General features: G+C 73.6%; 11 protein-coding genes and 2 tRNA genes. 4 read left to right on the forward strand and 9 right to left on the reverse strand.

What is annotated here, in order from left to right; all coding sequences use genetic code 11:
• Positions 1–28: 28 nt before the first annotated feature.
• The 6 genes from ACH4NX_RS28090 to ACH4NX_RS28115 form a co-directional block, all read right to left on the reverse strand.
• Positions 29–2,230, reverse strand: coding sequence for a glycosyltransferase family 39 protein (locus tag ACH4NX_RS28090; protein WP_398129104.1), 2,202 nt, complete (start codon positions 2,228–2,230; stop codon positions 29–31).
• The gene (locus tag ACH4NX_RS28095; RefSeq protein ID WP_398129103.1) at positions 2,227–3,636 is read right to left on the reverse strand and encodes a glycosyltransferase; all 1,410 of its coding nucleotides are present in this window, start codon (positions 3,634–3,636) and stop codon (positions 2,227–2,229) included. Before ACH4NX_RS28095 ends, ACH4NX_RS28090 begins: the two co-directional genes overlap by 4 nt.
• 14 nt (positions 3,637–3,650) lie before the next feature.
• Positions 3,651–5,216, reverse strand: a complete 1,566-nt coding sequence (locus ACH4NX_RS28100; RefSeq protein WP_398129102.1) for an ATP-binding protein — start codon at positions 5,214–5,216, stop codon at positions 3,651–3,653.
• Positions 5,213–5,950, reverse strand: coding sequence for a response regulator transcription factor (locus tag ACH4NX_RS28105; RefSeq protein ID WP_398129101.1), 738 nt, complete (start codon positions 5,948–5,950; stop codon positions 5,213–5,215). Before ACH4NX_RS28105 ends, ACH4NX_RS28100 begins: the two co-directional genes overlap by 4 nt.
• Positions 5,951–6,134: 184 nt before the next feature.
• Positions 6,135–7,025, reverse strand: coding sequence for an amidohydrolase family protein (locus tag ACH4NX_RS28110; protein ID WP_398129100.1), 891 nt, complete (start codon positions 7,023–7,025; stop codon positions 6,135–6,137).
• Between the two features lie 46 nt (positions 7,026–7,071).
• Positions 7,072–7,953 (reverse strand): DUF2797 domain-containing protein, encoded by an 882-nt coding sequence (locus tag ACH4NX_RS28115; protein WP_398129099.1) that lies wholly within the window; start codon positions 7,951–7,953, stop codon positions 7,072–7,074.
• A gap of 80 nt (positions 7,954–8,033) precedes the next feature.
• Between ACH4NX_RS28115 and ACH4NX_RS28120 the strand changes: the two genes are divergently transcribed.
• Positions 8,034–8,405 carry a helix-turn-helix domain-containing protein gene (locus ACH4NX_RS28120; protein WP_351398150.1) on the forward strand — a complete coding sequence of 124 codons (372 nt, stop codon included), beginning with the start codon at positions 8,034–8,036 and terminating at the stop codon, positions 8,403–8,405.
• Positions 8,406–8,446: 41 nt separating this feature from the next.
• On the opposite strand, the gene ACH4NX_RS28125 is transcribed toward ACH4NX_RS28120, so the two are convergent.
• Positions 8,447–9,934, reverse strand: a complete 1,488-nt coding sequence (locus ACH4NX_RS28125) for a peptidoglycan D,D-transpeptidase FtsI family protein (protein ID WP_398129097.1) — start codon at positions 9,932–9,934, stop codon at positions 8,447–8,449.
• A 321-nt stretch (positions 9,935–10,255) separates the two neighbouring features.
• Between ACH4NX_RS28125 and ACH4NX_RS28130 the strand changes: the two genes are divergently transcribed.
• Positions 10,256–11,590: a hypothetical protein gene (locus tag ACH4NX_RS28130; protein WP_398129096.1), complete on the forward strand. Its 1,335-nt coding sequence runs from the start codon at positions 10,256–10,258 to the stop codon at positions 11,588–11,590.
• Between the two features lie 136 nt (positions 11,591–11,726).
• Here ACH4NX_RS28130 and ACH4NX_RS28135 read toward each other — a convergent pair.
• Together ACH4NX_RS28135 and ACH4NX_RS28140 are read right to left on the reverse strand one after the other, a co-directional pair.
• Positions 11,727–11,799, reverse strand: a tRNA-Arg gene (locus ACH4NX_RS28135).
• A gap of 200 nt (positions 11,800–11,999) precedes the next feature.
• Positions 12,000–12,090: transfer RNA gene (locus ACH4NX_RS28140), tRNA-Ser, on the reverse strand.
• A gap of 192 nt (positions 12,091–12,282) precedes the next feature.
• On the opposite strand from ACH4NX_RS28140, the gene ACH4NX_RS28145 reads away from it, so the two are divergent.
• A complete protein-coding gene (locus tag ACH4NX_RS28145) occupies positions 12,283–12,756 on the forward strand; it encodes an SSI family serine proteinase inhibitor (RefSeq protein WP_398129095.1) in 474 nt (157 codons plus the stop codon).
• 411 nt (positions 12,757–13,167) lie between these two features.
• The gene (locus ACH4NX_RS28150; RefSeq protein ID WP_398129094.1) at positions 13,168–17,745 is read left to right on the forward strand and encodes a PAS domain-containing protein; all 4,578 of its coding nucleotides are present in this window, start codon (positions 13,168–13,170) and stop codon (positions 17,743–17,745) included.
• Positions 17,746–17,873 lie beyond the last annotated feature (128 nt).

Genomic DNA, 17,873 nt, shown 5'->3' on the forward strand with positions numbered 1-17,873 from the left:
ACGCTGTACAGCGCGCCCTTCCTTCCGGTCAGCCCGTCGGCTGCGTGAGGTCGTAGAAGGTGGCCGAACCGGCCGTGACCTCCTTGAAGTTGGCCTCGACCCAGGCCGTGATCTGCGACGAGGTGCCGGAGTCGGTGCCCATGCCGCCCATGCCCCCCGTTCCGCCACCTCCGACGAAGTAGTGGATCTCTCCGTCCGCCACGTACTTCTTGAACCGGGCCAGGGTCGGCGACGGGTCCGTGCCGTTGAAGCCGCCGATCGCCATCACCGGGTCACCGGTGCTGAGCTGGTAGCTCGCGGCGTTCTGGGAGCCGATCGCGGCCGCGACCCAGGTGTACCGGTCGGCGTCGGCCTCCAGCAGCTTCTTGGCCTCGGCGTCGACCTGGGCACCGTTGAGCAGGCCGCCCGTGCCGCCACCCCCTCCGCCCAGGCGGCCACCCTCGCCGGTCTGGCCGCCCGGGGCCGTCCGGCCGTCGGGGGTCGTCCGGCCGTTCTGGCCCGGTGCGCCTCCGGGGAAGCCGCCGGTGCCGGGCCCGCCCTGGCCCTGGCCCTGCCCTTGGCCTTGGCCTTGCCCTTGCCCTTGCCCCTGCGCGGGTGCGTTCCCGCCGCCGGGGAAGCCGCCGCCTCCCGGGCCGCCGCCGCCACCGCCTGGACCGCCCATCCTGCTCGCGCCGGCCGGACCGGCCGTGACGATGGAACCGCTGTGCCCCTCCCGCACGGTGCTCAGCGTGTACGCGGTGGGCGCCGCCAGCGACGCCACGAGGCCCAGCCCCGCCGCCGCGAGGGCGACCCGCCGCCTCAGCCGCCCGGCGAAGACGAGACCCAGCGCGGCGGCCAGACCGCCGACCAGCACCAGCCACCTCAGCCAGGGAAGGTAGTCGGGCGTGCGGTTGAGGAGGACGTACCCCCAGACCGCGCTCGCCGTGACGGCGGCGGCGAGGGCGAGCGACGCCCAGACCCGCTCGCGTCGCTCCCACAGCGTCGCCGCGCCCATGCCGACCACGGCCGCCAGGTAGGGCGCGAGGGCCACCGTGTAGTACTGGTGGAAGATGCCGGCCATGTAGCTGAAGACGGCCGTGGTCGTCAGCAGCGAGCCGCCCCAGACCAGGAAGGACGCCCGAGCGGTGTCGGTACGGCCGCCGCGCCGCGTGGCGACCAGGCCCGCGACGAGCAGGATCAGGGCGGCCGGGAGCAGCCAGGAGATCTGGCCGCCGATCTCGGAGTTGAACATCCGGTCCCAGCCGGTCTCGCCCCACTGCCCGCCGCCACCGCCGCCCCCGCCGCCGACGCTGCCGGTCTCCTCGCCGTTGAGGCGGCCGAGGCCGTTGTAGCCGAAGGTCAGCTCCAGGAAGCTGTTGTTCTGCGAGCCGCCGATGTACGGGCGCGAGGAGGCCGGCCACAGTTCCACGACCGCGACCCACCAGCCGCCGGAGACGACGATCGCGACGGTCGCCAGCGCGAGCTGTCCCAGCCGCTTCCTCAGCCGCACCGGCGCGCAGACGCCGTGGACGAGGGCGAGGGAGGGCAGGATCAGGAAGGCCTGGAGGGTCTTCGTCAGGAACGCGAAGCCGATCGCGACACCGGCCCACACCAGCCACTTGGTGCGGCCGTCCTCCAGCGCGCGCACGACGAGGTAGCAGGCGACGGACATCAGCAGCGCCAGCAGCGCGTCCGGGTTGTTGAACCGGAACATCAGCGACGCGACGGGCGTGAGCGCCAGCACGGCACCGGCGATCAGCCCGGCCGCGGGACTGAACCGGCGGCGCACGGCCGCGTACACGACGGCGACCGTCGCGACGCCCATCAGCACTTCGGGCACCAGGATCGACCACGAGTTCAGCCCGAAGACCCGCACCGCCAGCGCCATCGGCCACAGCGCGGCCGGGGGCTTGTCCACGGTGATGGCGTTCGCGGCGTCGAGCGAGCCGAAGAAGAACGCCTTCCACGACTGGCTGCCCGCCTGTACGGCCGCCGAGTAGAAGGAGTTGGCGTAACCGGAGGCGCTGAGGTCGCAGAGGTAGAGCAGGCCCGTGGCCAGCAGCAGGCCGAGCAGCGCCGGGCGGACCCAGCGGGGGTCCTCGGGGCGCCCCCGCCACAGTCCCCACAGGCGCGTCCGCCGGGGCCGGCCGGGCGCGGGTGGCGCCGCCGGCTGCGGCCCCCTGTCCTCGTCCTCGCCGTCCGGGGGGCGCGTGTCCCCCGCGTACGTCGTCCTGTCGTGGTGCGTCGTCATCGTCCGTCCCTCGGGTCGGTGTCGGCGGGGGGCGCCGGCCGCAGGCGCACCGTGGCGGCGCCGCGGGTGCGACAGGGCTGCTGGAGCTGAGGTTCGGGCACGTCCACGACGGGTTTCCCGTCCACGACGGGCGGCGCGCCCACGACAGGTGCCACGTCCACGGCGGGCGGCGCGTCCGGGAACACCCAGGCGCGGAAGAGCAGGAAGCGCAGCACGGTGGCCGCGAGGTTGGCGGCGATCAGCACCGCCAGTTCGGTCGAGTGGTCCGGGTCCGCGCTCGCCGCGTCCAGGGCGGCGAGCGAACCGGTGGTCAGGACGAGACCGATACCGAAGACGAGCAGCCCCTGCGCCTGGTGCCGCACGGCACCGCCGCGGCCCCGCACCCCGAAGGTCAGCCGCCGGTTGGCGGCCGTGTTGGCGACCGCCGAGACCAGCAGGGCGAGCGCGTTGGCGAGCTGGGAGCCGCCCGAGTGGCGGAAGCCGCTGTAGAGCAGCAGGTAGAAGAGGGTGGACAGGACGCCGACGACACAGAAGCCGACGAGCTGCCGGGCCAGTCCGGGCGGTACGTCCTTCAGGTCGCGGTCGCGCGGGTCGTCACCGAAGGGCCGCGCCAGCCGGTCCAGCGGCAGCGATCCGGTGGCCAGAGCCTTGCCGACCCGCCACACGCCCTTGAGGTCGTCGGTCGCCGTCCTCACGATGTGCACGGTGGAGTCAGGGTCGTCGACCCAGTCGACCGGCACCTCGTGGATCCGCAGCCCCGCGCGCTCGGCAAGCACCAGCATCTCGGTGTCGAAGAACCAGCCGGTGTCCTCCACCAACGGCAGCAGCACCCGGGCCACGTCCCCGCGGACCGCCTTGAAACCGCACTGGGCGTCGGAGAAGCGGGCCTGGAGGGACCCGCGCAGGATGAGGTTGTAGGAGCGGGAGACGAACTCCCGCTTGGCCCCGCGCACGACCCGAGAACCGCGGGCGAGCCGGGAGCCGATCGCGAGGTCCGAGTGACCGGATATCAGCGGGGCCACCAGCGGCAGCAGCGCGTTCAGGTCGGTGGACAGGTCGACGTCCATGTAGGCGAGGACCGGGGCCTCCGAGGCCGACCAGACGGTCCTGAGGGCCCGGCCCCGGCCCTTCCGCTCCAGCCGGAAGGACGTGACCTCGACGAGCTCCGCCGCCAGCCGCGCCGCGACGTGCGGGGTGGCGTCCGTGGAGGCGTTGTCCGCGACCGTGACGCGGAAGGCGTACGGGAACGTCCGGGTGAGGTGCTCGTGCAGTCTCCGGACGCACGGCCCGAGGTCCTTCTCCTCGTTGTGGACGGGGATCACGACGTCCAGGACGGGCGTACCGGCTCCTGCGGCCGGGAGGTGCTCCCGCGTCGGCAGGGAGCCGGGGGAAGAGTCGGTTCGCATGGGACCGACTCTTCTCAACTCTCCTGTCGCACCCGTGTGGTGAGGCTGTGCAGTGCCTGTGAGCGCGGCGGCGCGCTCGCCCGCTGCCCGAGCACGGGCAGGTGCAGGGTGAAGACCGTCCGGCCCGGCACGCTGTCGACCGTCACGCCACCGCCGTGCGCGGTCGCCACGGCCCGCACGATGGCGAGTCCGAGGCCCGTGGAGCCGGTCGCCCGGGACCGCGCGGAGTCGCCGCGCGCGAACCGCTCGAACACGTGCGGCAGCAACTCGGCGGGGATGCCCGGCCCGTCGTCCTCGACGTCCACGCACAGCCACGCCCCGGCGGCCCGCACGCGCGCGGTGACGGTCGTACCGGGCGGAGTGTGGTTGCGGGCGTTGCCCAGCAGGTTGACCAGCACCTGCTGGAGCCGGGCGGCGTCCGCCGACACCGACGCCGGTTCCCCGGGCAGGTCGAGCCGCCAGTTGTGACCGAGGCCGGCCGCGCGGGCGTCGCTGACGGTGTCCACCACGAGCGGTACGAGGTCGGTCCGCCCGAACTCCAAGGGGCGCCCGGCGTCCAGGCGGGCGAGCAGCAGCAGGTCCTCGACCAGCAGGGTCATGCGCCCGGCCTCGGACTCGATGCGGCCCAGCGCGTGCCGGGTGTCGGGGCCGACCTGTTCCCCTCCCCGGCGGGTGAGTTCGGCGTATCCGCTGATGGAGGCCAGTGGCGTACGCAGCTCATGACTGGCGTCCGCGACGAACCGCCGTACCCGCGTCTCGCTCTCCTGCCGTGCGTGCAGCGCCCCGTGCACGTGGTTCAGCATCCGGTTGAGCGCGGCGCCGACCCGGCCGACCTCGGTGTGCGGGTCGCACTCGGACTCCGGGACGCGTTCGTCGAGGTTCACCTCACCCGCGTGCAGCGGGAGTTCGGAGACGCGGGTGGCGGTGGCGGCGACCCTGCGCAGGGGGCGGGTGGCGACACCCACGATGACGGTCCCGGCGAGGGAGGCGGCGATGAGACCGGCGGCGGTGACACTGGCCTCCACGAGGACCAGGGTGTTGATGGTGCCCGTCACCCCGGAGGTCGGGACGGCGGCGTAGTAGCTGCCGCCCGCGCCGGCGCGGTACTCCACGCGGTAGTCGCCGAGGCCCGGGATCCCGGTGGTGTGCGCGCCGCCGTCCCGGGGGACGGATGCCAGCGCGGCCCGCTGCTCCGCGCTGAGGGAGACCGCCGTCATGCCGCTGAGGTCGGTGCTCTCGTCGGAGTCCTGTCCGTACTTGGCGTCGACGACCACGCCGTCGCGCACGTCGGCGACGATCGTGCGGCGCGGCTGCGGGCCGCGGGTGACGAACGCGTCCAGGTCCATGTGCCGCCGGCCCTTGTCCCCGCCGCCGCCCTGGGGGTCCCCGGGCGGTCCGAGGCCGGACACCCGGCCCGCGACCTCGTCCAACTGCACGTCCAACTGGTCGTACAGATGCGACCGCAGCGCCACCGTCGTCACCGTGCCGATCACCGCGCACACCACCGCGATCAGCGCCACCGACGCGACGACGAGCCGCGTCCGCAGGGTCCGCGGCCGCGGTCGTCGCCGTCCGCTCACGCCGCGGGTTTGATCAGGTAGCCGGCCCCGCGCCGGGTGTGGATCATCGGCTCGCGACCGGCGTCGATCTTCCGGCGCAGGTAGGAGATGTACAGCTCGACGACGTTGGCCTGCCCGCCGAAGTCGTACGACCAGACGCGGTCCAGGATCTGCGCCTTGCTCAGCACGCGCCGCGGATTGCGCATGAGGAAGCGCAGCAGCTCGAACTCGGTGGCGGTGAGGTGGATGCCGTCGCCGCCCCGGGTGACCTCGTGACTGTCCTCGTCGAGAGTGAGGTCACCGACGACCAGGACGGAGTCGGAACGCCGGTCGGTGGCGCCCGAGCGCCGGATCAGCCCGCGCAGCCGGGCGACGACCTCCTCCAGGCTGAACGGCTTGGTGACGTAGTCGTCCCCGCCGGCCGTCAGCCCGGCGATCCGGTCCTCGACCGCGTCCTTGGCGGTCAGGAACAGCACCGGCACGTCCGGCAGATCGCGGCGCAGCCGGCCGAGCACGCTCAGCCCGTCCATGTCGGGCAGCATCATGTCCAGCACGACGGCGTCGGGCCGGAACTCGCGCGCGGCCTGGACCGCGCCGTGTCCGTCCCCGGCACTGCGGATCTGCCATCCCTCGTAGCGCAGGGCCATGGACAGCAACTCGGTGATGGACAGCTCGTCGTCCACTACAAGCACCCGGACGGGGCTCCCGTCCGGCCTCAGCAGTTCGGTGCGCCCCTGGGGCGAGGTCGTGGTCATACCGGACACGGTGTCGGGGCGCTCTGAGAGCACCCTTTCCCCAAGCTGTGATTTGTCTGAGAAACCCACGGGGGCCTCTCACAGCCCTCCGGACGGGCGCTCCCTCCCGGACACCGGGGGCCTCTCGGCGCCCCGGCCCCCGGCTCAGCGCAGCGGCAGCCCGAACAGCACCCCGGACGCCGGCTCAGCACCCCGGCAGCCCGAACAGGCGGGCCGCGTTGTCGTGGCACACGCCCCGCAGCCAGTCGTCGCCCAGCTCCAGCCGCTCCAGCGCGCGCAGCTGATGCAGGTAGGCGTACGGGATGTTGGGGAAGTCCGACCCGAGCAGGACGCGGTCGCCGAGGGCGGCCAGCCGGGGCAGCGCACGCCGGGGGAACGGGGCGAAGCGCTCGCTGAAGTCGGTGAACGCCATCGTCGTGTCCAGCCGCACCTCGCCGTACCGCTCGGCGAGGTCCAGGAAGTCCTCGTACTCGGGCATCCCCAGGTGCGCCACGACCAGCCGCAGCCGGGGGTGCCGCGCCAGGACCCGCGCGATCGGCTCGGGCCCGGTGTGCTTGCCGGGCGCGGGCCCGGACCCGCAGTGGGCGACGACCGGGACCCCCGCCTCGGCGAGCAGCCCCCACGCGCCGTCCAGCAGTTCGTCGGCCGGGTCGTACGCCCCCACCTGCACATGCGCCTTGAAGACCCGCGCCCCCGCCTCGACGGCCTCACGGACGTACGTCTCGACGCCCGGTTCCGGGAAGAGGGTGCAGGTGTGCAGGCAGTCGGGCGTCCGGCGGGCGAAGTCCACCGCCCAGCCGTTCAGCCACTGGGCCATGCCCGCCTTGTGCGGGTACAGCATGGCCGTGAAGGCCCGTACGCCGAACTCCCGCAGCAGTGCCGTGCGTTCACCCTCCTCCTGCCGGTAGGTGATCGGCCACTCGACGCCGCCGGTCAGCGGCCCGAGGGCGTCGAAGTAGTCCCAGACCTTGCGCAGTACCCGCTCGGGCATGAAGTGCGTGTGCACGTCGACCAGCCCGGGCAGCCCGAGCCCCTCCCAGAACCGGCGGACCTGCCCGGCCTCGTGAACACTCATACGGCCACGATCGCGCCCTCCACGCCCACGGACAAGAGGGGCGAGGTCAGAACAGCCCGTCCTGTACTCCGGCCGCCCGCCTGAGCTCCCGCACGGGCACGGCGCACGGCGCACCCCCGACGGACACCAGCTCCCACCCCGTCATCAGCCGTGTGTCGAGCACGACGACCCCGCGCTCCGTCGCCAGATGCAGATCCGGCCCGGCGGCCGCCACCAGGTCACCGCCGATCGCCCCGCCCGCCACCAGCTCGGCCACCTCCCCCACGGCGGCCGGCCCACGGTCCGCGCCCCCGATTCCGAAGACTCCCGCGTGGTCCACGCCCCGGAACGGCTCCGGTGTCAGCGACTCCGGCCAGCCGCCGAGCGCGACCGCCCGCGCGTGCAGCTCCGTGATCTCCGCCGCCCGCTCCGCCTCCGACCCCGGCAACCCGGCCCGCACCGCGCGCTTGCGGGCGTACGGAATCCGGTCGGGCACGCCCAGCGCGGCCCGCAGCAGCTCCTCGGTCCGGCGCGCGGCCATCAGCGGCCCGTGGCCCAGCCAGCTGAAACAGACCGCCCCCTGCTCCAGCAGCCGGGCGGCTCCCCGTTCGTATCCGGTGATCCCCACCTTGGTGAGCCCCGGACCGAACCACGCCAGATAGACGCGGTACGGCCGCGGGTCGTCCGCGAGGGTGTCCGCGGCCACGGAGTGCGCCCGGTCCAGCCGCGCGCACTCCTCGCACCGCGCCCCCGTGCTCCGCCCCGGCACGCCGGCCCGCACCGGGCATGTGTTCCCCCGTGCTCCCACGCATGTCCGCACACCCCCCTCGGCGACCGCGAAGGCCACCCGCTTCCCCCGGGCCAGCGCGCTGCGCCGCCCCCCGACCCACGTCAGCAGGGGACCCTCCGCCGCCCACCGCAGCCCCGAGCACTTCCACGCCTGTGCCATCGCTCTCGAGAGTAGAGGGCACCACTGACAACGCCGGGGCGTGCACCAACCATCAGTTAGTGCACGCCCCGGCGTACCGTATGGGCATGAAGGTGAGCGAGTCGATGTGCCCGGAACGTCTGATCCTGGAACACATCACCAGCCGCTGGGGCACCCTGGCCCTGATCGCGCTGCTGGACCGTTCGTACCGCTTCAGCGAGCTGCGCCGGGAGATCGGCACCGTCAGCGAGAAGATGCTGGCCCAGACCCTGCGGACGCTGGAACGCGACGGCCTGGTCCGGCGGGACGCCAAGCCGGTGATCCCGCCCCGCGTGGACTACTCCCTCACGGACCTCGGCCGCGAGGCCGCCGAACAGGTCCAAGGCCTCGCACGGTGGACGGAGCGGCGGACGGCGGCGGTCGAGAAGGCCCGCGCGGCGTACGACGAGGCCTGCGACGCGGCGAAGGCCTGACGCGCGCCGCCGCCCGCTCCGCTACTCCGTACCAGGCGTCCTCACTGCTTGAGGACCGCCTCCATGACGCGCTTGGCGATCGGCGCGCCGAGACCGCCACCGGAGATGTCCTCGCGGGAGATGTCCATGTCGGTCGGGTCGATGAAGACGGCCACGGCGACGGAGGACCCGTCCGACTTCTTGCCGTAGGAGACGAACCAGCCGTACGGCACCTCGTCGTTCACGTCGACACCGCGCTGCGCGGTACCGGTCTTGCCGCCGACCGTGATGCCGTCGATCTGGGCGCGGCGGGCGCTGCCCTCCTTGGCGGTGAACTCCATCATCTGCTGGACCTTCTGCGCGGTCTCGGCGGAGACCGCCTCGCTCATCACCTTGGGCTCGGTCTTCTCCAGGGTGCCGAGGTCCGGGCCCTTGACCTCGTCGACGACGTAGGGCTGCATCACCTTGCCGTCGTTGGCCAGCCCGGCCGTGACCATGGCCATCTGCATGGGCGTACTGGTGAGGCTGCCCTGCCCCATGCCGGTGAGCGCGGTGCCCGGCAGGTCGAGCTCCTCCGGGTAGAGGCTCTTGGTGGCGAGCAGGTCACCGAATTCGTCGGAGTAGACGTCCTCGTTGAAGCCGAACTTCTCCGCGGTCTCCCGCATCTTCTCCTGCCCCAGCTCGGCCGCCGCGTCGAGGAAGACGTTGTTGCACGAGTACTGCATCGCGGTCTTCATCGAGGCCTTGTTGCAGACCGCGTCGCCGGCCTCGCTGCCGATCTTGTTGGAGGACTGCGGCAGGGGGTACGGGGAGACGGCGTCCGTGCGGGCGTCGATGTCGGAGACGACGCCGTGCTCCAGGGCGGCGGCCGCGGTGAGGATCTTGAAGGTGGAGCCCGGCGGGTAGGTCTCCCGCAGCGCGCGGTTGGCCAGCGGCTTGCTCTTGTCCTTCGTGAGCGCCACGAAGCGGTCGGACTCGTTGAACGTACCGCCCGCGAACGTCGACGCGTCGTAGGACGGCGCCGAGACCATCGCCAGCACCTTCCCCGTCGCGGGGTCCAGGGCGACGACGGCGCCCCGGGCGCCCTTCAGGTCGGTCAGCCCCTTCCAGGCGGCCTTCTGTGCCTTCGGGTCGATGGTGGTCACCACCGAGCCGGCCCGCCGGCCCTCGCCGCTGACGACGTCGGCGAACCGCTGGAAGGCCAGCCGGTCGTCCTTTCCGGTCAGGATGCCGTCGTAGGTCTTCTCCAGCAGCGTCATGCCCTGGGCCTGCGAGGCGTATCCCGTCACCGGCGCGTACATCGGCCCGTCGGCGTAGGTGCGCTTGAACTTGAGGTCGGTGCCCTCCGTCTCGGCGGACCCGGTGACGGCCCGGCCACCGACGACGATGTCTCCGCGCGGGGTGGCGAACTGCTCGATCTGCACCCGCCGGTTCTTCGTGTCCGAGGCGAGTTCCGGGGCGCGGACGTACTGCAGCCAGTTCGCGCGGATCAGCAGGCCGAGCACCAGCAGACCACAGAAGATCGCCACGGCCCTCAGTGGCTTGTTCACCGGGTGCCCCCACCAAGGCTCGGCCGGATGGATATGGAGATGCGTCGTCGCGACATGCGCACACCCTAGACACAGCGCGAGTCGTGAGCATCAGGTGGGTAGGTCGTGAAAGTGACATGCGGCACATAAAAATGCGGACCTGGTGAACAACCCTCCCCGTCCGTCCCGTTTATCCGGGTGAGCCTCTCAAGGATATCCGTGGGCCGGGCAAAACCCCGGCACGTTCCTTTACTTGAGCCATAAACTCTTCACCTATTGAGGCTGCCGTGCACACCTTCCGGCAGCCCTTCTCCTTTCCCACTCCCATCGAGAAGGCCCTCTGTGAGACTTCGCCGCTCCCTCGCCGTGGCCGCCGCCGTAGCGGTGACCACGCCCGTCGTGCTGTTCACCGCGGCTCCCGCACTCGCCGCCGCCCCGTCCGCGGCACAGACCCAGAATCAGCGGAAACAAACGGCTCAGCCGACGTACGCGGAGCTGGAAAAGGCCGCCGCCGACGCCAAGAAGGCCTATGAGGACGCCGTCGCCGCCGAGGAGAAAGGCGAGAAGGAACTCGAAGCCGCCCTGGACGCGCTGGATTCCGACACGCACCCGCTCAGGGCGGCCACGATCACCGCGGACAAGGCGGCCAAGGACGCGGCCGACGCCAGGACCGCCGCCGAGCAGGCCGTCACGGACGCCGAGGCCGAGCTCGAGGCGGCCGGGAACGACGCCGACCGGGCCGCGGCGCAGAAGGCACTCGAAGCCGCCGAGGCCGACCTGGCGGTGGCCGTCAAGGCCGAGCAGGAGGCCGGCACCGCGGCCGGGAAGGCCCGGACCGCACTGGACGACGCCAGGGTCGCGGCCGTCCGCGAGTACAGCGTGCTCCAGAACACCCTCGACAAGGCACGCGAGACCAAGGAAGCCGCCGACGGGGCCCTCGCCACCGCCAAGGAGTGCGTCCGTGAGAACGGGCTGACCTCGCTCGCGGTCGGCCTGCCGTCCAAGGTCGTCGCGGGTACCACCGTCGACTTCACCCTGCGCCTGACCAACGGAACCGAACGCACGCTGTCCGTGGACCCCCTGGTGTTCGTCCACGTGGACGGCGAAGGCCCCGCCGAGAAGAGCCGCTTGGCGGTGGAGTGGTCCAACGGCTCGGGCTGGCGCTCCCTCAACGGCAACGAGCCCGAGCACATCGGTCCCCTCGCCCACGTGAAGCCGGGCGAGCACAGCGACGTGAAGTTGCGGATGAGGGCCGGTTCCGTGGACCGGTCCACCGACGTCGTCGCGCTGTTCGCCGCCGACGCCTCCAGCGCCTACAGACCCTGCGTCCAGGGTTCGATGAAGCGCTACGACTTCGCGCTCCTGCCCGCGGGCAGCGAGCCCGGCGAGGTCGACGACGCCAAGCCCGCAGAGCCCGACGCGGACGACGACAAGCGGCCGGACGCCGCGGCTCCCGCCACCGGCAAGGACGCCTCCGCACAGGGCGGCGCGTCCACGCAGGCGGCGAAGGCCCCGGCCGCCGGTACGGAGGCCGGGACCGAGGCCGACGGCAACCTCGCCAGGACCGGCTCGTCCTCCGCGATGACACCGATCGCCCTCACGAGCGCCGCCGCCGTCGCGCTCGGCGCCGGCACGGTCTTCGCCATCCGCCGCCGCAGGGCCGCGGACAACGCCTGACGCGGGGCCGGCCGCCCGGACGGGACAGCACCTCGCGCACCCGCTCCGGACGGCCGGCGACCGGACGGCGTCCTCGCCACTGGACGGACAAAGGCGAAGGCCCTGTGGATCACTCCACAGGGCCTTCGCCTTACTGTGCACTCGGCAGGATTCGAACCTGCAACCTTCTGATCCGTAGTCAGATGCTCTATCCGTTAAGCTACGAGTGCTTGTCTTTTCAGTTTTACCGCCGCTCCCGGCCCTTCCGGCCCGCTCGCGGCGACAGGAAGAACATTACATGACTGCCGCCGTCATGTGAAATCCGTTAGCCACACCCCTTGTGACCTGCGGAAACAACCCACGAAGCCACCGTACGGACCACGACGCACCGAAGCCCCGGCCGAGTGGGCCGGGGCTTCGGTGATCAGTGCGGAGGCGGAGGGATTTGAACCCTCGATGGGCTTTAAGACCCAAACCGCATTAGCAGTGCGGCGCCATAGACCGGACTAGGCGACGCCTCCAGACAACATCACCTCTCGCATGCGAGCGCGAGTGGCGCGTGCCGATGATGACACAGTCGAGCGCGCTGTCACCAATCGACCCCCACGGTACTAGGCGGGCAGGCCACAGGGCAAAGCCCTTGGGGCCCGGTCACGCGAAGCGCCCGGATCCCGGCCGCGCAACGTCCGGCGGGCCGGCGCGTTAGTCCGGTCATGTTCCAGGTCTCGCGTCTCCCCGCCGCCGCCCGTCTCCTCGGTGCCGCCGCCCTGTCCGTCGTCACCCTGGCCTCTCTGGCCCCCCTGGCCACCGCGCACCCGGCCGCGGCCGGCGGCGGTGAGGCGCGGGCCGCTGATCATCTGACGATCACCGTCCGGGACGCCGGAGCGGGCGCGGACGGCACGTACGAGCTGTACTGCCACCCCCACGGCGGCAGCCACCCCGACCCGGACGGCGCCTGTGCCGTCGCCGAGCGCGACACGCGGTGGGGACAGGACACCTTCGCCCCCGTCCCGCAGGGCGGCGTCTGCACCATGCAGTACGGCGGGCCCGCCACCGCGCACGTCACGGGCACCTGGGCCGGACGCACCGTCGACACGACGTACGACCGCCGCGACGGCTGCGGGATCTCCCGCTGGGACCGCATGGTGCCGCTGCTGCCCGAGGTGGGGGCGCCAGGAGTGTCGTAGCCGTGGCGCGGTCGGTGCCCGGGCGTGGTCCATGCCCGGGCACGGTCCGTGGGCGGGGTGCGGTCCGTGGGCGGGGTGCGGTCCGTGGGCGGGGTGCGGTCCGTGGGCGAGGTGCGGTCCGTGGGCGAGGTGCGGTCCGTGGGCGGGGTGCGGTCCGTGGGCGGGGTGCGGTCCGTGGGCGGGGTGCGGTCCGTGGGCGGGGTGCGGTCCGTGGGCAGAGCGCGACCCGTGCCCGGGGCGGTCGTGAGTGCCCGGTCACACGTTCTACGTCACTTTCTCGTGCGACCTCCGTCGCATCCCACACCGCCCGCCGGGCCCCAACCCTTAGACTCCCTCGCGTGACACGCTGTAGGCCGATTGGCAAGATGGCCCAAGCGGTCGGCAAGTGCGGTAACAGGAGGGAAGCGTCTCGTGAGCAGCAGGCCATCCCGAGGCGCTGCTCGCCTCGCAGCCATACTGGACGCCCTGCCGGACGCGTTGGTACTGGTCAACGCCAACGGCACCGTCGTCAACGCGAACACCATCGCGCTGGAGGCCTTCGAGGCGCCCGGTACCGCGCTGGTCGGGCGCGGGCTGCTGGATCTGCTGCCGCAGTTCGACTCGCGGCTCATCCCCGGGTCCATGCGGCGGCCCGACCACATTGACCCGCGGGCGCGTACCAAGCCGACGCGGATGGTCGCCCGGCGCACCGACGGGAGCGAGTTCCCGGTCGAGGTCACCAGCGCCAACCTGGAGACCGGCCAGCAGGCCTACGACAACTACGGCTCCACCGGCGACGAACTGCTGATGCTCGTCGTCCGCGACCTCTCCGGCACCGTCGACACCGAGGCCGAGCTGGCACGTTCCCAGCGGCAGACCGAGATGATCCTGCGGGCCGCCTCCGAGGGCGTCGTGGGGACCGACACGGACGGGCGGATCGTCCTCGTCAATCCGGCCGCAGCCCAGATACTGGGTTACCGGGCCAGCGACCTCGGCGGACGCGAGCTGCACACCCTCGTCCTGCACTCGCGGGCCGACGGCTCCCCCTTCCCGTACGACGAGTCCCCGCTCGCCGACACCCTGCGTTCGGGCCGCAAGCACCGGGTGCGCGGACAGGTGGTGTTCGCCAAGAGCGGCGACCAGCTGCCGGTCGACCTGACGACCGCGCCCGTCCGCGACGGCGACCAGCTCGTCGGCGCCGTGATGACCTTCACCGACCGGCGCCCCTACGACGCGCTGGTCAAGGAGCACGAGGACGCGGAGCAGCGGCACGCCGAGGAGCTGGAGCGACTCGCCGAGGAGCACGCCTCCGAGCTGACCGCACTGCGCCGGCAGCACACGAGCGAGCTGGAGGAGCTGCGCGACAAGCACGCGGAGGAGACCGCCGCGGACGCCGACCGCTACGCCGCGCTCGGGGAGCGGGAGAAGGACCGTTACGAGGCGATCGCCGCCCGCCACGAGCAGCTGCTCACCCTCCTCGAGGGCTCCCTGCGCGGGCCCCTGGACGAGCTGCGCCAGGAGTTGGCCGCGCTGGCGTCGGACGACGCCGGGCAGTTGTGGCCCGAGGCCAACCAGGTGCTGCACCATCTGTCGGCCGGCTACTCGCGCATCACCACGCTCATCGACAACGTCCTCGGCTACCAGCGTCTCGACGTCGGCAACGAGTCGGTCGCCCGTACGAAGGTGATGCTCGACGCCGTCGTCACCGCCGGTGTCGACGGTGCCGTGGAACTGATCGGGCCGGGGCGGGTGCAGTTCGCCGTGCACGCGCCGCCCATCGAGGCCGAGGTCGACCCCCGGCTGCTGGCCACCGCGCTCGCCCATCTCGTCGCGGACGTGGCGGGTGTCGACGCCACCGGCAACTCGCCCGTGTCGGCGACCGGCGGCTACCTGGACAACACCGTCGTGGTCGCGGCGGCGCAGCGCGGTGCGGTCGTGCGCATCGAGGTGCGCGGGCCGTACGCCGGGGGAGACCCGGTGCACGAGCCGATCGTGCGCGGGATCGTCCGGGCGCACGGCGGCGTGCTGCAGACGCACGAGGTGCCGGGCATGAGCGGCAGCGCGTACGTGCTGGAGGTGCCGATCGGCGGCGGGGCGGGGGCCGTCGCGGCCCAGGCTCCGGACCCGGCCGGAGCACAGGCCGCCGTACGGGCACAGGCACAACCGCGGGCCGCCGAGCTCGAGGGCGCGGCGGGGACGGGCAGTGCCCTGGCCGTTCCGGAGCCGGCTCCCGGGGGCGGGCGGCGGCGCGCCCGGCGGGCGTCCGTGGACGCGTTCCTGGAGAGCGAGGTCGCGGGCGCGGCCGGCGAAGGAGCCGACGGGACCGTCGGCGGTGCCGCGGGCGGGGACGCCGCACCGACCGGGCGACGCAGGCGCCGTGCGGCCCAGACTCAGGAACAGGCCACCCAGGAACAGACCCAGGCCGCGCAGGGACAGGCCGCACAGGGACAGATCGCACAGGCCCAGGCCGCGCAGGGAACGGCCACGCAGGCACAGGCACAGGCACAGGCCGCCCAGGCTCAGACCTCGGCCCCGCTTCCGGTTCCCGCGCAGGCGGGGCCGGGCGAGGGGGCCGGCGGTACGGGGCGCCGGCGCGGGCGGCCCGCGGAGGTCACCGGGGGCACCGGTGACGCCGTCGAGGGTCTGCCCCAGGGGGCGGCCGGGGTGTCCGAGGGCGCCGTCGTCATGGCCGGCGAGCACGGCGGTGGGGCAGCGGCCTCCAACACCGGCCTCGGCGGGACCGTACCGCCGCAGGGCGTGCCCGGGCCCGGTGGCCGGCGCGCGCTACCGGACGGCGGCGAGCAGCAGGCACTGCCTCCGGCGCTGCCCGCGCAGGCCGGCGAGGCGGACCCGGCCGACGCGTCGCAGCCGACCGGGCGCCGGCGCCGTGCCCTGGCCTCCGCGAACGAGCGTGCGGCCGCGCAGGAGGCGGCGCCGCGTCAGGTGTTCGCCCTGCCGCCCGCCGACGCGCACCGGCCGTCCGACGAGGCGGTGGAGCCGCACGGCCGGCCGCACGAGGCGACGGACGGCGAGCCGCACGGTGCGGCGGATGCCCGAGGAGCGACGGACACGTACGTGCCGGCCGGGGACGTGACGGCCGGAGGCGTGACGGCCGGAGGCGTGACGGCCGGAGGCGTGACGCCTGCGGCGTCGCCCACCGGGCAGGTCCGGGTGCCCGGCCCGGCCGTTTCCGGTGACGCCCTGCTCGACGAGGGCCGGCACGACGCCGTGCCGCAGGACCAGGCCGACGACCACACCCCGCCGCAGCCGCACCCGGCCGAAGCACCCACGGGTCGGCGCCGCCGCGCCGGAGCCGCCCAGCAGGCCGAAGGAGCGGTGCCGCTGCCGGTGCAGGGTGGCCCCGCACAAGGGGCCCCCCCACAGGGAGCCCCCGGGCCCGCGCAGAACTCCGCGGACCCGGGCCTGCCCGCCCAGGCCGCACCGGCTTCCGAGCCGGCGCCCGGCCCCGCGGCGGCCGCTCATGGCCAGTCGCCCCGGCCCGCCGATGCGGCCGCCGACGGCGCGCAGCACCCTGCCGCCGGTCAGCCCGTCCCGCAGCCATGGCCCGCCGCGGCCTCGGACGCTCCGGGCGCCGGCGCCCCCGTACCGCCAGGCGGCGTCACCGGCCCCACGCCGACGGCCGCTCCCGGCGCCATCGGGCCCGCGCCCGCCGCGCCTGAGGCCTCGGCGCCCGCGCAGGGCCTCCCTGCCAACACGCCGAGCCGGGGCACCCCGCTGCCGCCCGAGAACGCTCCGGCACCCCGCGCGGCACAGCCCCTGCCCGCCGAGGCGTCCGCGCCCGTCGACCCGAACTCGCCCCAGGGGCAGGCGATCAGCGTGCGGACGCTGGGCCAGGGCGTGCCGTTCAACCGGCAGGCGGTCCAGGTGCAGCGGCCGTCGGCCACACCCGCCCCGCACCAGCCGGGCGGCTCGGGCCGGCGCCGCAAGCTGGGTACGCCGCCCGACCCGGCCGCCACGGGCTCGGAGCAGTCGGCCCGTCCGCATCCGCCGGCCGACCGGTCGCCCACCGCCCCGCAGCCGAGGAAGCAGCCGCAGCCCCAGCCGCACACCCAGGGGCAGGGGCAGCCGCAGGGGCAGGAGCGGCCGTCCCTGGCCGGTCACCAGCCCCGGCGCGCGCCGGTCACCGAGGGCGCCGGCCGGTCGTACGCCATAGGCGCCCCGGACAAGAACGCCGCCGAGGGGCCCGAGCCGCTGGACGGGCCCGGCGGTGCCGTGGAGGTGGCGGATCCGCCGCGTCCGCAGCCGATGGACGACGAGCTGCCGCCGGAGCCGCTGGACAACCCGCGCCGGCTGCTGGTGTGGCCCGCGCCGGACGTCTCCACGCAGCAGGCGCTCAGTGACCGCGGCTACCGGCCGGTGATCGTGCACTCGCGCGAGGAGGTCGACGCGCAGATCGCGGCGTTCCCCGCGGCACTGTTCGTGGACCCGCTGACCGGGCCGATCACCCGTACGGCGCTCCAGTCGCTGCGGCAGGCGGCGGTGGCGGCCGAGGTGCCGGTGCTGGTCACGGCCGGGCTCGGACAGGCCTCGCGCGACGCCGCCTACGGCGCCGACCCCGCCGTACTGCTGAAGGCGCTCGCACCCCGGGACAGCGAGCAGCACCCGCCGCGCGTGCTGCTGATCGAGGAGCACGCGGAGATCGCGCTGGCGCTGACCGCGACGCTGGAGCGGCGCGGGATGCAGGTGGCGCGGGCGGCGAGCGACGCCGACGCGGTGACGCTGGCGGGGCAGTTCCGGCCGAACCTGGTCGTGATGGACCTGATGCGGGTGCAGCGGGGACAGGCCGGGCACACCGGGATCGTCGACTGGCTGCGCGCGAACGGGCAGCTCAACCGCACCCCGCTCGTCGTCTACACCGCCGCCGTCGACCAGGCCGACCTGCCGCGGCTGGCCTCGGGCGAGACGGTGCTGTTCCTGGCGGAGCGTTCCACCAGTGGCGAGGTGCAGTCCCGGATCGTCGAACTGCTCTCGCGGATCGGGACCAACTGACGGTCGCAGTACGCCGCCGGTCGGTACACGCGCGTACGCCGGGTGGGTGGAGCCGGGACTCGGCTTCTCCCACCCGGCGTACGTGCCGGGCGTACACGCCCGGCGTGCGTGCCCGGCGTGCGTGCGCC

The organism is Streptomyces sp. NPDC017225 (assembly GCF_044331465.1).
Classification (GTDB): Bacteria; Actinomycetota; Actinomycetes; order Streptomycetales; family Streptomycetaceae; genus Streptomyces.